This is a genomic window from Nocardia sp. A7, assembly GCF_046549215.1.
Lineage (GTDB): Bacteria > Actinomycetota > Actinomycetes > Mycobacteriales > Mycobacteriaceae > Nocardia.
Map to the genome: position 1 here is coordinate 590,658 of NZ_JAJPWE010000001.1, position 13,258 is coordinate 603,915.

Sequence of the window (13,258 nt, forward strand, 5' to 3'; positions counted from 1 at the left end):
TCAGGCGTCCGGCGTGAAGGCGAAGATCTCGCCGAGACGGGTGGCGACGACGACTTCCCCTTCGGGGCCGATCGAGGTACCGGTGGTGGTTCCGGTCGCAGCCGGGAGGGGATCGGAATCGATGGTGTTGCCGGTGGTGGTGTCGAAAGTGATGAGGTTCAGGCCCGCGCCGATGGCGGCGACGGTGTAGCCGATGTCGCCCGCGGTCTGGGCGGCCGAGCCGCGAAGTGCCAGATCCTTACGCTCCCAGACGATTTCGGCCTTGTCGTCGTTGTCGCGCAACGCCGCCAGATAGCCGTCGTCGCCCGCGGGGATGATCAGATCGCCTGCGACGGAGATGCCACCGCGGGGAGCCCACGGCAGGGGCTGAACCCAGCGGGTGGCGCCGTCGGCGGTGTCGAGAGCGATGAGGCGCTTGCTGTTGTCGCCGATGTAGACGGTGTCGCCGTCGGCGGAGAGGGCGGGGCTGGTCGCGCTGCCGCCGGTGAGGACCTCGGCGCTCCACTGCTGGGTCACGGTGCCGTCGGCGTAGCGCATCGCGCGCAGTGCGGCGGCCTGCTTGCCCGGCTCCCAGACGGTGACGAAGAAACGGCCGGTCGACGGGTCGACGGCGGTGGTGTTGGCGACGGCGCAACGCGGGCCGCCGGTCCCACAGTCATCGAGACCGTCGCCCGAGGCGGGGCGGGTGAGGCCGGGGTACTTCAGGAAGTCGGGTTCGCCGAGCAGCTGCACCGTCGGCACCACACGGCCGCCGGTCTGGCGGCTGAGCACGTCGACCTGACCGGACTGGGTCACCGTCAGCACGTTGCCGTCGCCGGTGAACTGGATCGCCACCGGAACGCCCGCGACGGGAGTGCGCCACCGCGGCTGACCGAGGTAGTTGAACGAATTCACCGCGCCGTCGTCACCGACATAGACATTGCTGACCCCGTCGAGCACGGTCGGCGCTTCGATCGTCGACGGTCCGAGCGGGTTGCAGAAGCGTTTGCGGCCGGTGAGCATCTGGAAGGAGAAAATCGCACAGTTACCAGTGCTCGTGGTGACGAACATCTGGCCGTCGGCGCCGATCGTCAACGGCTGGGCGATCGGGCCACCCACCGGACGTGACCAGCTCAGTGACACCGAGTCCGCACCCGACACCGGGCTACTGCTCGCGTTGCCGCCATCGTGATGCGTTGCGGGCCAGCCCTTTCCGGCACCGACCGTGATGTCGTCCACATCGGTGCCGCACCCGGCCAGCGCCACCACACCGGCGGCAGCGAGCGAGGCAACGACGCGAGTCCGAGTTCGCACCTGCTGATCTCCCTGTTTAATCGGGGTATGGCACGGTAAGTGTGCCCTGCGAAAGTACTCTGTGTACCCGATGACCGAATCCCCGGGGCAGGCCCGGCGGATCATGACGGGAGAGTAGTTCGTGACGAGCATGTGGGGCGCGCCGCTGAGCGCGCGCTGGCGTGGATCACGCCGCCGCGATCCGCAGCAGGCCCGATTCCTGACCAGGGATTCGCTGCGCTGGGTGCTCGCCAACCGCGCCTACACCCCCTGGTACCTGGTGCGGTACTACCGCCTGGCCAAGTTCCGCCTGGCCAACCCGCATATCGTGCTGCGCGGCATGGTGTTCCTCGGCCGCAATGTGGAGATCCACGCGACCCCGGACTTCGCGCGCATGGAGATCGGCCGCTGGGTGCACATCGGCGACGGCAACGCCCTTCGCTGCCACGAGGGCTCGCTGCGGATCGGCGACAAGGTGGTGTTCGGCAAGGACAACGTCGTCAACACCTACCTCGACATCGAAATCGGTGAGTCGACGCTGGTAGCCGACTGGTGCTACATCTGCGACTTCGACCATCGCATGGACGACATCAACATGCCGATCAAGGACCAGGGCATCGTGAAGAGCCCCGTGCGCATCGGCCCCGACACCTGGATCGCCGCCAAGGTCACCGTGCTGCGCGACACCAGGGTCGGCCGTGGGTGCGTGCTCGGTGCGCACGCCGTGGTGCGTGGGGATGTGCCCGACTACAGCATCGCGGTCGGCGCGCCCGCCAAGGTCGTGAAGAACCGCAAGGTCGCGTGGGATGCGAGCGCCGAGGAGCGCGAGGCGTACATGGCGGCGCTGGCCGATATCGAGCGGAAGAAGAACGCCGCGGCGCAGTCCTGAGGATCGACACGGTCGCGGGTTGCGACGGTTTCTGTCGGTGGGGGTCGGTACGGTCAGCGGCGTGGAGAGCTATGCGGCGCTGCTGCGCGGGATCATGCCGACCAACCCGAACATGCGCAACGAGAAGTTGCGCGCGGTGTTCGAGGGGCTCGGCTTCGAGAAGGTCGCCTCGGTGTTGACGAGCGGCAATGTCGTCTTTCGCACCGCTGACGACCCCGCCGACCTCGAAGCCCGCATCCAGCAGGCACTCAACGCCGAACTCGGCATCCCCGGCGGCACTATCATCCGCAGCCGTCCCGAACTGCGCGCACTCCTCGACCGCGACCCCTTCGAAGGCCTACCCCACGAACGCGGCTCCTACCTCACCGTCACATTCTTCAAGTCGAAGATGCGCGAAGCCGACACCAAGGCCTTCGACGACGACACACTCACCCGCGTCATCGGCTACGACCGCAAGGCTCGCGCCTTCCTCACCGTCGTCGACAACAGCACCGGCAAGACCCCCGACTTCATGGCCCGCCTGGAGAAGACCTACGGCAAGGACATCACCACCCGCACCTGGCTCACGGTGCAGCGGGTAATGAAGAAGATGGAAGCCTGAGCCAATACCTCAGTCGGCGAACGAGAGGCCACGCGCTGTCAGTTCCTCGCCGAGGATGCGGAGGGACTTGGGCCCGACGCCATGGATGGCGAGTAGTTCTTTCGCACTGACCTTCGTGAGGTGTGCGTAGGTGGTGCAGCCGTGCGAGGCGAGCTCGCGAGTCGCTACCTTGCCGATCCCACGGGGGAATTCCGTTTCGACTACCGCATCTGCCATGGCGCACACCTCTCGTGGTCTGTGCGGTCAGGCTAAGCGCGGGCACCGACAAGTGAGCTTCAGCGCCCGGCCGCGACCGCTCGGCAGAGGAAGACCACGCCCGCACGACCGATTCGGGTGATCACCAGGGTGTACGGGGTCGATCCGCGCTGCTTGAGTTTCTTGCGGAGGGCATCGGGGTCGATATCGACGCCGCGGATGAGGATTTCCAAGGAGCCGCAGTCACGCCGGGCGAGTTCCTGGCGGAGGGTTTTCTCGCGGAGTTCGAAGCGGCCTTCGACGCGAAAGCCACGCATGCCAGGGGGGACCGTGTCGCCGGTGAGGTAGGCGATCTGCGGGTCGAGTTGCCAGAGGCCGTGTTTCGCGGCGTAGTGGCGGACCAGGCCCGCGCGAACGACGGCGCCGTCGGGGTCGATGATCCAGTCGCCGGGTGCGCGATCGGGGATGTCGTCGGGGGCGGCATCGGTGAGAGTTGTTGTGCCGCCTCGGGAGTCGAGCACGGTGGCGCGACGGGTGACGCCGGGCTCGGTGAGGCCGGGTGACCAGAGGCAGGCTTCGCGCACGGCGCCGTCGAGGGAGACGACCTCCACTTCGCCGTCCCAGCCGAGGCGGTCGAAATCCAGGCCGGGGGCGGACTTCACAGCGATATCGCGGCCCGCGTAGGCGGCGAGCAGATCCGGCAGTGGGGGTTGGAGTTTCGCGGGATCGTAGGTACGGCGACCGTCAGCCCGACGAGCCGGATCGGCGATGATCACGGTGTCGCGAGTGGTCGGGACGAGGGCATCGGCCTTGGCCAACACGATGTTTCGACCAACGGCTCCGAGATTGTGGGCGGCCATGGCCAAGCGGACATCGTCGAGATCGCTGCCGACCACCGCCGGACAGACCGCCGCCAACTCGGACAGTTCCGCACCGATCGAACAGGTCACGTCGTGCACCGCGCGACCGGCCAACCGAGCGGCCCGATGCCTTGCCACCAGCGCGGGTGTGGCCTGCTGCAGCGAGTCGTCGGTGAACAACCACTCCCCCGCCGTTGGCAGCTTCACCACCGCCTTGCGCCGCAATCGCACGGTCTCGATCAGCGCGGGCGCCAAATCACCGTGCGAGCGACGCACCTGCTCGATATCGCGCAGGTGCGTCGCGGGGGTCAGCTCCAGCCGGTCGACCTCGGCGAGCGCGGCACGACCGGCCGCGCTGCCCAGATAGGCGACGTCGTCGCGGCCGAAGCGGTAGCCCACCTACTTCTTGGCCGCGTCCGGCTTCACGCCGGTGATCATCGCGTTGTAGAAGAACTCGCGCGGCACGACCTTGCGCAGCACGTTCTCGTCCAGCCAGCTCAGGCCAAGCCACGCGCGGTACTGCGCCAGGCGGTACGGCATGGTCAGCTTCTCGTCGGGGACTGCGGCCTCGAAGGTGCGCACCGGCCAGCCCCACAGGGCGGCGGCGAGTTCCTCGGTGGTGGCCTTCACGTCGACGGCACCCGCGGACTTCGCCATCTTCTCGAGATCGCTCGGGTCGAAGGTGTGCAGGTCGACGACGGCCTCGAGCGCGGCGGCACGCGAGGACTCGTCCAGCTCGGTCTGCGGGCGGCGCCAGCCGGCCAGGAACGGCAGCTTGGTGATCTCGGTGGTCACCTTCCAGGTGGCCTGGCCGAGGCGGCGGGCGTAGATGTTGCCGATGGTGGTCGGCTCGCCGGCGAAGACGAAGCGCCCGCCCGGCTTGAGCACGCGTAGGCACTCCTTGAGCGCCAGCTCCACGTCCGGGATGTGGTGCAGCACGGCGTGGCCGCAGACCAGATCGAAGGTGTCGTCGTCGTACGGGATGGTCTCGGCGTCGGCGACGCGACCGTCGACGTCCAGGCCGAGGTGCTCGGCGTTGCGCAGCGCGACCTTCACCATGCCGGGCGAGAGGTCGGTGACCGAACCGGACTTGGCGACTCCACCCTGCATCAGGTTGAGCAGGAAGAATCCCGTGCCACAGCCCAGCTCGAGCGCACGCTCGTACGGCAGCGGGGCAGGGCCGACGGCGAGGTCGAACCGGCCGCGGGCATACGCGATACAGCGCTCGTCGTAGGAGATCGACCACTTGTCGTCGTAGGTCTCCGCTTCCCAGTCGTGGTACAGGACCTGGGCGAGTTTGGTGTCTTTACGCGCTGCTTCGACCTGGGCCTCGGTGGCGTGGGGGTTCGGCGCCGGGTCGTCGGGATGGACCGTCATGCAGGCCAGCCTAATATGTGCGCCCTGGCACGCTGCTGCTGGGACGAGCGACGGCCCTTCGTTCACGCGGAACCGGCTCGCCGCGGACACACAGAACGGGCGTTAACTTCATGCGTGTCCGTCTCGCGCGGGCGCCGGTAACTCCCCAGCCACCTCACCCGGCGCGGCGCGAATTCGCACGCCTGGTACGCCGCCGCGGCTGCGGCCGAGAGCTCGGCGAGGCGACCCAGCTACCGCCCGGTAAAGGTGGCGGCGTTGGGGCCTTCCGCGGCGAAGGTTCGGGTGCCGGTGCGGGCGTCGTCGGTGTCGAACAGGGCCGACCATTCGGTGACGGCGGTCGAGTGGCCGTGCGGTCCGGATTCGAAGACCGCCTTGGCGGCGGCGAGGGCGCGGGGAGCGGCGGTGACGAACTGGGCGGCCCAGGCGCGGGCGGCGGTGAGGACATCGTCGGGCGCGACGACCTCATCGACCAGACCGAGCTTCGCGGCTTCCTCGGCGTCGACGAAACGACCGGTGTAGACGAGGTCCTTGGCCCGGCTCGCGCCGATCAGCAGCGAGAGCCGGCGGATACCGGAAAGCGGGATCAGGCCCGCTTTGATCTGCGGCAGACCGAGTTTCACGTTGTCGCCGACGATCCGATGGTCGGCGCCGAGCGCGAGTTCGAGGCCTGCGCCGAGGCAGTAGCCGGTGATCGCGGCGACCGTGGGCTGGGGAACCCGGGTGAGACAGCCGAGCGCGGCCTGCAGATCGGCGGCCATAGCGGCGGCCTGTCCGGCGTCGAGTGCGGCCAGCTCCGCCATCTCGTCGCCCGCGCTGAACACCCGTTCGTCGCCGTAGACGATCAACGCCGAGACTGCGGGATGGTCGGCCACCGTGGCCGCCGCGGCCGCCACCTCACGGGCCAGCTGGGCGTCGACGAGGTTCAGCGGCGGACGATCGATGCGCAGCAGCGCAACGCCACGGGTGGTCGGCTCGGCGGGCAGCTCGAGGGTCACGAATTCGGCCATGGCAGCAAACCTACCGGCCGCCGAAGGCACCCAACCGCGGCAGCTCGTCGAAATACCGTTCGTTGTCGGGGAAGTTCGACAACGGGCGCCCGCCCTCGCCCGGCGCGTACTGCGGCATGATCGGCTCGATGAATTGGTCGGCGGCCAGCACGGCCGCGGTGTCGGCGAACCCGCACAACGCGTCGAGCTGCGACCATGTCGGTGGCATCAGCACGTGTTCGCCCGCACGCCAGCTCGCCAGTGCGTCCTGCGGTGTCTGCCAGATCACCTGGGCGGCCTCGGTGGTGGCGCCGTCGGCGATCTGGCCCTTCGGGAGCACCGCGACGAAGAAGCGGGTGTCGTAGCGGCGGGGTTCGGCCTCGGGGGTGATCCAGTTCGACCACGGGCGGAGCAGATCGGCGCGCAGGACCAAGCCCTCGGCCGCGAGGAAATCGGCGAGCGACAATTCACGGCGTTCCAGCTTGCCCCGCGCCTCGCGATAGCGCGCCGAGTCATCGACGACCGAATCCGCGGTCGGTCCGGCCAGGAGCACGCCGCATTCTTCGAAGGTCTCGCGCACGGCGGCGGCGACCAGCGCCTGCGCGGTCTGTGCGTCGGTCGCGAAACGTTCTGCCCACCAGGCGGGTTCGGGGCCGGTCCAGGCGATGTCGGCCGTCCCGTCGGCCCCGTCGACACCACCGCCGGGGAACACCGTCACCCCCGCCGCGAACGCCATCGCCTTGACCCGGCGCTGCAGGAACACCTCGATACCCGACTCGCCGTCCCGCACCAGCATCACGGTCGACGCATCCCGCGCGGGGACCCCGGACTCACTCATACCGTTCCTCTCCACCACCGAACCGACTGCTCGGCGACCGACACCGCACCGGTTTCCCGGCGCACCCGGCTACCGCTTTCGAGCGCAGCCGACCTCTCAGCACCCTAACGCCCGCTTGGTCGGCGGTGCGTCGAGATCCCCAACCTGTCGGACGCCCTACCGGAAACGGCGACAACCAGCTATAAAGCCGTGTATCAGCGCATCGAGCCGCGGTTCAGTTCCGGCGCCGGTGACCGCCTGAACGGCGAGCCCGCCGCGCGAACCATCGCCCGTCGACCCGGTCGAGGGCGATCGACTGACTGAACGCGTTGCTCAGATTCTCGGCGGTGAGCACATCGCCCAACAGCCCCTGGCCGACCACCTCGCCCTCCTTGAGCAGGAGCGCGTGGGTGAAGCCGGGCGGGATCTCCTCGACGTGATGGGTCACCAGCACCATCGCGGGCGCGTCGGGGTCGGCGGCGAGATCGCCGAGACGCTCGACGAGTTCCTCGCGCCCACCCAGGTCGAGGCCCGCGGCCGGTTCGTCGAGCAGCAACAGTTCCGGATCGGTCATCAGGGCACGCGCGATGAGCACCCGCTTGCGTTCGCCTTCGGACAGGGTGCCGTAGGTGCGGTCGGAAAGGTGTTCGGCGCCAAGGGTTTCGAGCATGTCTACAGCGCGTTCGGTGTCGATGTCCTCGTAGCGTTCGCGCCAGCGGCCGAGCACCGCGTAACCGGCCGAGACCACGAGGTCACTGACCTTCTCGTCCACCGGGATACGGCTGGCCACCGCCGCCGAGGACAAGCCGATGCGTGGCCGCAATTCGCTGACGTCGACGCGACCGAGCGTCTCCCCCAACAGATTCGCGGTACCGGAGGTCGGATGGAGTTCGGCGGCGGCCATCCGTAGCAGCGAGGTCTTGCCCGCGCCGTTCGGGCCGAGCACCACCCAGCGTTCGTCGAGCTCTACTTGCCAAGAGACAGGGCCGACCAGGGTTCGGCCCGAGCGGCGGATGGTCACGTCGGAGAAGTCGATGAGCAGATCGGGATCGGGTTGCGACACGCGCTCCATCTTGGCCCACGCGGGCTCTCAGCGCAGCGACCGGCCCGTGCGAGATTCGTCGATCCCGGTCGTCGACGGGTCACCCGCGTTGCGAACCTCGCTGCGCAACATCCGCGCGGCGATCAACGACAAGGGCACCGACAGCACCACCCAGACGATCAGGATCACCACAAATGTCGTCATCGCGGAACCTCCCTGTGCCTTGATGTGGCCTGGCTATCGGATACGTATACCCGTGCGGCACCGGCAGCACACCGCGTTGGCGCGGCGAGTCGCGAAATCCGCCTCCCAACTGTCGGATTCGGCCCAACTGTCGGATTCAGCCCGCGCGTGGCGCAGCGATCACTCCCGTGCGGGCACCGCGATCACCGTCATCGAGCCGGGCGCCACCTCGGTGAAACCGGCGTCGCGCACAGCCACCGCACGACCCGCGTTCACCTCGGCCACCAACTCCGCCCACCGCTGTTCGTCGGCGTCGCGCACGGCGCACCGGAACCCGCGGTCGGCCCACGCTGCCGCTGCGGCCACGGGCAACGCACCCGCGAGCAGCATGCTCGCGTGCCCGACCTGTGCGGCGGCCTTACCCACCGACATCTCCAGCGCCGCGTTCACCCACAGCACCGGCGACCTGGGATCCACCGGGCCCGGCTCATCGTGGTCGAGGTCGGTACCGCCGATCTGGAGTCTGCGGATGCGCTGATCGATCTCCCCGACCGGGCCGGGGACGAACGCGCGCGCCTGCGCGCCGTCGACATCGACCGTCACCCCGTCGACGTCGCCCGCGGCCACCCACTGCGCACCACGCGCCCGCCGGGCGACCTTCCTGATCCGCGACCGCTTCCACGCCAGATACCGCGGTTCCCACTCCCCGCCCGGCCCCGAACGCGGGTCGAGGCACACCGCGACCGCCGCGGCGGCCGCCGCTTCCAGCAGGGCACTGCGGGCAGGCGGGTCGGCCTTGGGAATGTGCAACACCATCTGCATCGCCTGCACCATCGCGGGGTCGCCCGGGTCACCGTTGCCGCCGTAACCCCGCGCCAGTTCCGCATGCCGAGCGGCGAATTCGGCCGCCTCGTCGCGGACCTGCGCCTCGGTTTCCCACCCACTACCCATGCCACAACACCCGTTCGATCGACACCAGTCCGTCCGCCAGCCTAATGACGCCGTCGCGCGGCGTTCGGGAGTCGTGGAGACCCTGACTCCGCGTGGAATCGCTAACGGCCGAGCAGGGGAACCCGGCGCACGCCACCGTCGCGCGCGTCGGCCGCTTCCACCTCGTCGCGGGTGACGCCGAGGATGAACAGCACGGCGTCCAGGTAGGGATGCGACAGCGCGGTGTCGGCCACCTCGCGCAGCGCGGGCTTGGCATTGAATGCCACGCCGAGCCCGGCCGCGTTGAGCATGTCGATGTCGTTGGCGCCGTCCCCGACCGCGACGGTCTGTTCCATCGGCACGCCCGCCTCGGCCGCGAACTTGCGCAGCGCGGTCGCCTTGAACGCCCGGTCGACGATCTCGCCGACGACCCGCCCGGTGAGCTTGCCGTCGATGATCTCCAGGGTGTTGGCCTGCACGAAATCGAGTTCCAGTTCGTGCGCGAGCGGCTCGATCACCTGCCGGAACCCACCGGAGACGACACCGCAGTGGAAGCCGAGCCTGCGCAGGGTGCGAATCGTGGTGCGGGCGCCCGGGGTGAGCTCGATCCGGTCGGCGACCTCCTCGATCACCGACTCGTCCAGACCCTCGAGGGTGGCCACCCGCTGACGCAGCGATTCGGCGAAATCGATCTCGCCGCGCATCGCGGCTTCGGTGACCTCGCGGACCTGCTCCTCGACGCCGGCGTGCGCGGCCAGCATCTCGATCACTTCGCCCGTGATCAGCGTGGAGTCGACGTCGAACACGATGAGGCGCTTGGCACGGCGTGCCAGCCCGGCCCGTTCGACGGCGATGTCGACCCGTTCGGCGACCGCCACCTCGGCCAGCGCGGTACGCAGCGCCGCATCGCCTTCGGCGGTGGTGTCGGTGGCGGTGACCATCAGTTCCATGCCGACAACCGGGTAGTCGGCGATGCCACGGATCGAGTCGATATTGGCACCGCGGCCTGCGAGTTCGCGGGAGATCGCGCTGAACGCCCGCGCGGTGACGGGGGCGCCGAGCACCACGACCGCGTGCGACGGCATCGGCGGCTTGCCGATCTGCGCGTCGACCGACACGTCGACCTGCATGCCGACGGTGTTCATCGCCTCTTCGAGCTCGTCCTGCAACGCCTCGGGGTCGCTGGGGCACGACACCAGCACCCCGAGGGTGAGGCGGCCCCTGATGACCACCTGCTCCACATCCAGCAGGCTCACCCGATGCCGGGACAACGTCGCCAGCAGCACCGAGGTGACGCCCGGTCGGTCGGGGCCGGTGACGGTCACGAGAACTGTGGTGTCGGCCAAGTCGATCTGCTCCGTTCGATTACCCACAAAAAGAGTGTGCACCTGCTGGTTCGTCAGCAGGTGCACACCCTATCGTTGCGTGGTGTCTTACTTCTTCGCGAGCGCGCCTTCGGACACGTGCGTGCTGTGCTTACCCGAGCCCCAGCCGACGTGCGCTTCGGCCTTCATGCGCTCGACCATGTGCGGGTAGTGCAGCTCGAACGCGGGACGCTCGGACCGGATGCGCGGCAGCTCGTAGAAGTTGTGGCGCGGCGGCGGGCAGGTGGTGGCCCACTCGAGGGAGTTGCCGTAACCCCACGGATCGTCGACCGTGACGACCTCGCCGTAGCGGTAGCTCTTGAAGACGTTCCAGATGAACGGCAGCATCGACGAGCCAAGGATGAACGCACCGATCGTGGAGATCGTGTTCAGCGTGGTGAAACCGTCGGACGGCAGGTAGTCGGCGTAACGACGCGGCATGCCCTCGGCACCCAGCCAGTGCTGGACCAGGAAGGTGGTGTGGAAGCCGACGAAGGTGGTCCAGAAGTGCCACTTGCCCAGCCGCTCGTCCATCATGCGACCGGTGATCTTCGGGAACCAGAAGTAGATACCGGCGAAGGTCGCGAACACGATGGTGCCGAAGAGCACGTAGTGGAAGTGCGCGACGACGAAGTACGAGTCGGTGACGTGGAAGTCCAGCGGCGGCGAGGCCAGGATGACGCCCGACAGACCACCGAAGAGGAAGGTCACCAGGAAGCCGATCGACCACAACATCGGTGTCTCGAAGGTCAGCTGCCCCTTCCACATCGTGCCGATCCAGTTGAAGAACTTCACACCGGTCGGGACCGCGATGAGGAAGGTCATGAAGGAGAAGTACGGCAGCAGCACTGCGCCGGTGGCGTACATGTGGTGCGCCCACACCGCGATCGACAGCGCCGCGATACCCAGCGTCGCGTAGACCAGCGTGGTGTAACCGAAGATCGGCTTACGGCTGAACACCGGGAAGATCTCCGACACGATGCCGAAGAACGGCAGCGCGATGATGTAGACCTCGGGGTGGCCGAAGAACCAGAACAGGTGCTGGTAGAGCAGGATGCCGCCGGTGGCCGGGTCGTAGATGTGACCACCGAGGTGACGGTCGTAGGCCAGACCGAACAGCGCCGCGGTGAGCAGCGGGAACGCCAGCAGCACCAGGACCGAGGTGACCGCGATGTTCCAGGTGAAGATCGGCATGCGGAACATGGTCATACCGGGTGCGCGCAGGCAGACCACGGTGGTGAGCATGTTGACGCCACCGAGGATGGTGCCGAGACCGGACACGGCCAGACCCAGGATCCACAGGTCGGTGCCGACACCGGGCGAGTGCAGGATGTCGGTCAGCGGCACGTAGGCCGTCCAGCCGAAGTCCGCCGCGCCGCCGGGGGTCACGAAGCCCGCGGTCGCCATGGAGGCGCCGAACAGGTACAGCCAGTAGCTGAACGCGTTCAGTCGCGGGAAGGCGACGTCGGGGGCGCCGATCTGCAGCGGCAGGACGATGTTGGCGAAGCCGAACACGATCGCCGTCGCGTAGAACAGCAGCATGATCGTGCCGTGCATGGTGAACAGCTGGTTGAACTGTTCCGGCGAGAGGAACTGCAGACCCGGACGCGCGAGCTCACCACGCATGAGCAGCGCCATGAGGCCGCCGATCATGAAGAAGCTGATCGCCGTCACCAGGTACATGGTGCCGAGCACCTTGGGGTCGGTGGTGGTGACCGCCTTGTAGAGGAACGAGCCCTTCGGCCCGGTCCGGGCCGGATACGGTCGAGTCGCTTCCAACTGAGGGACTGGCCTGGGCTCTACCGCAGTCACTGATCCTCCTGAAGATGCCTGTACGTCACTCGCAGAACCGCCGCGTCTTTAGGAACGAACAGCAGCAGACATGCGTTGGAGTGAATCGTAAACCGTGCTGCCGCAGCATTCCGCGCGGGTCCTACTCTGTGTCGTATTCGGCGCGCCGTAGTTCGCGTTCCCGATCTTCCTCCGCAGGTCGCGTGGGTGCAATGGTTGTCGGCGACGACTTTTCGGTGCCCGGCGCGTCATCAGCGACAGCCGCGCGACGGCGCTGTGGTTCGCCCACCTAGGGGTGGTAATCGATCCCCCTTGGAGTCGACGCACCAACGCTGGGGTTGCTGTCGGATCTGCCTCCCGAAGACGACATTAGAGGTGTACCCAAAACACCCGACACGCCTTCAAGGGGATCCCGATGAGCACCATGGTCACCGCGCCCGCCAGCAACGTCATCCCGATGCGCAGCCGTTCCGGCGCCCCGATCGCGGCAGGCCGACTCGCCGACGCCGACCTGGACCGTTGGGCGAACCGCCTGGCCCGACTGCTGCTCGGGCGTGGCGCCGACGCGGGCGACCGGATCGCCCTCGCCGTCGATCCGCGGATCGAGTCGGTCGTCGCCGACGCGGCGGTGCGCAAGATCGGTGCGATCCCGGTGACGCTGACCGACGGCGCGGCCACCGCCCCCGGCGCCGGATTCGGGATCACGACCAAGGCCCGCTTGGCCGAGCTCGACGACGCAGGCGACTGGCTGGTGCTCGACGACCGCTCGACCCTGCAGCGCTATCTGGTCAGCTCCGACGCGCCGCTCGCGGTCACCGAACTGCGCGCAGTCTGCTGAACCCATTCCGATGCGCTCCGAACAGGTCCAGAATGAACATAGAGCGCAGTACGCCGCGGCGAGTACTACCCACCAGGTGCTACCCGACTGTCGGGGAGAAACGGTGAACGCCC

At 68.1% G+C, this 13,258-nt stretch carries 14 protein-coding genes; 3 read left to right on the forward strand and 11 right to left on the reverse strand.

Translation table 11 applies throughout. The features are described from left to right. Positions 1–1,293: a PQQ-binding-like beta-propeller repeat protein gene (locus tag ACLJPD_RS02625; RefSeq protein WP_410870079.1), complete on the reverse strand. Its 1,293-nt coding sequence runs from the start codon at positions 1,291–1,293 to the stop codon at positions 1–3. A 121-nt stretch (positions 1,294–1,414) separates the two neighbouring features. Here ACLJPD_RS02625 and ACLJPD_RS02630 point away from each other — a divergent pair, with 121 nt between their 5' ends. Both ACLJPD_RS02630 and ACLJPD_RS02635 read left to right on the forward strand, forming a co-directional pair. After that, complete coding sequence (locus tag ACLJPD_RS02630; RefSeq protein WP_410870080.1) at positions 1,415–2,161, forward strand: acyltransferase; 747 nt, start codon at positions 1,415–1,417, stop codon at positions 2,159–2,161. 61 nt (positions 2,162–2,222) lie between these two features. Then, positions 2,223–2,762 (forward strand): DUF1697 domain-containing protein, encoded by a 540-nt coding sequence (locus ACLJPD_RS02635; protein WP_410870081.1) that lies wholly within the window; start codon positions 2,223–2,225, stop codon positions 2,760–2,762. A 9-nt stretch (positions 2,763–2,771) separates the two neighbouring features. Here ACLJPD_RS02635 and ACLJPD_RS02640 read toward each other — a convergent pair whose 3' ends face one another. The 10 genes from ACLJPD_RS02640 to ctaD form a co-directional block, all read right to left on the reverse strand. Continuing rightward, complete coding sequence (locus tag ACLJPD_RS02640; protein ID WP_410870082.1) at positions 2,772–2,978, reverse strand: hypothetical protein; 207 nt, start codon at positions 2,976–2,978, stop codon at positions 2,772–2,774. A 59-nt stretch (positions 2,979–3,037) separates the two neighbouring features. Next, the gene (locus tag ACLJPD_RS02645; protein WP_410870083.1) at positions 3,038–4,216 is read right to left on the reverse strand and encodes a THUMP-like domain-containing protein; all 1,179 of its coding nucleotides are present in this window, start codon (positions 4,214–4,216) and stop codon (positions 3,038–3,040) included. After that, positions 4,217–5,194: a class I SAM-dependent methyltransferase gene (locus ACLJPD_RS02650; protein ID WP_410870084.1), complete on the reverse strand. Its 978-nt coding sequence runs from the start codon at positions 5,192–5,194 to the stop codon at positions 4,217–4,219. A 230-nt stretch (positions 5,195–5,424) separates the two neighbouring features. After that, positions 5,425–6,201 (reverse strand): enoyl-CoA hydratase-related protein, encoded by a 777-nt coding sequence (locus tag ACLJPD_RS02655; protein ID WP_410870085.1) that lies wholly within the window; start codon positions 6,199–6,201, stop codon positions 5,425–5,427. Between the two features lie 10 nt (positions 6,202–6,211). Then, the gene (locus ACLJPD_RS02660; RefSeq protein ID WP_410870086.1) at positions 6,212–7,018 is read right to left on the reverse strand and encodes an NUDIX hydrolase; all 807 of its coding nucleotides are present in this window, start codon (positions 7,016–7,018) and stop codon (positions 6,212–6,214) included. 214 nt (positions 7,019–7,232) lie between these two features. Further along, on the reverse strand, positions 7,233–8,069 hold the full coding sequence (locus ACLJPD_RS02665; protein ID WP_410870087.1) for an ABC transporter ATP-binding protein: 837 nt from the start codon (positions 8,067–8,069) through the stop codon (positions 7,233–7,235). An 18-nt stretch (positions 8,070–8,087) separates the two neighbouring features. Further along, on the reverse strand, positions 8,088–8,243 hold the full coding sequence (locus ACLJPD_RS02670) for a hypothetical protein (protein ID WP_410870088.1): 156 nt from the start codon (positions 8,241–8,243) through the stop codon (positions 8,088–8,090). A 159-nt stretch (positions 8,244–8,402) separates the two neighbouring features. Beyond that, a complete protein-coding gene (locus tag ACLJPD_RS02675; RefSeq protein WP_410870089.1) occupies positions 8,403–9,173 on the reverse strand; it encodes a peptidyl-tRNA hydrolase in 771 nt (256 codons plus the stop codon). 101 nt (positions 9,174–9,274) lie between these two features. Beyond that, entirely contained in the window at positions 9,275–10,504 is a 1,230-nt protein-coding gene (gene serB, locus ACLJPD_RS02680) for a phosphoserine phosphatase SerB (protein ID WP_410871898.1), read from the reverse strand. An 81-nt stretch (positions 10,505–10,585) separates the two neighbouring features. After that, entirely contained in the window at positions 10,586–12,328 is a 1,743-nt protein-coding gene (ctaD, locus tag ACLJPD_RS02685; protein WP_410870090.1) for a cytochrome c oxidase subunit I, read from the reverse strand. 394 nt (positions 12,329–12,722) lie between these two features. Here ctaD and ACLJPD_RS02690 point away from each other — a divergent pair, with 394 nt between their 5' ends. Further along, positions 12,723–13,145 carry an AMP-binding protein gene (locus tag ACLJPD_RS02690; protein ID WP_410870091.1) on the forward strand — a complete coding sequence of 141 codons (423 nt, stop codon included), beginning with the start codon at positions 12,723–12,725 and terminating at the stop codon, positions 13,143–13,145. Positions 13,146–13,258 lie beyond the last annotated feature (113 nt).

What these genes read in the sequence shown, in the direction of transcription:
- ACLJPD_RS02665 (WP_410870087.1), bottom strand. Translation starts at nt 8,069, where the DNA reads ATGGAGCGCGTGTCGCAACCCGATCCCGATCTGCTCATCGACTTCTCC.
- ACLJPD_RS02670 (WP_410870088.1), bottom strand. Translation starts at nt 8,243, where the DNA reads ATGACGACATTTGTGGTGATCCTGATCGTCTGGGTGGTGCTGTCGGTG.
- ACLJPD_RS02640 (WP_410870082.1), bottom strand. Translation starts at nt 2,978, where the DNA reads ATGGCAGATGCGGTAGTCGAAACGGAATTCCCCCGTGGGATCGGCAAG.
- ACLJPD_RS02690 (WP_410870091.1), top strand. Translation starts at nt 12,723, where the DNA reads ATGAGCACCATGGTCACCGCGCCCGCCAGCAACGTCATCCCGATGCGC.
- ACLJPD_RS02655 (WP_410870085.1), bottom strand. Translation starts at nt 6,201, where the DNA reads ATGGCCGAATTCGTGACCCTCGAGCTGCCCGCCGAGCCGACCACCCGT.
- ACLJPD_RS02660 (WP_410870086.1), bottom strand. Translation starts at nt 7,018, where the DNA reads ATGAGTGAGTCCGGGGTCCCCGCGCGGGATGCGTCGACCGTGATGCTG.
- ACLJPD_RS02675 (WP_410870089.1), bottom strand. Translation starts at nt 9,173, where the DNA reads ATGGGTAGTGGGTGGGAAACCGAGGCGCAGGTCCGCGACGAGGCGGCC.
- ACLJPD_RS02650 (WP_410870084.1), bottom strand. Translation starts at nt 5,194, where the DNA reads ATGACGGTCCATCCCGACGACCCGGCGCCGAACCCCCACGCCACCGAG.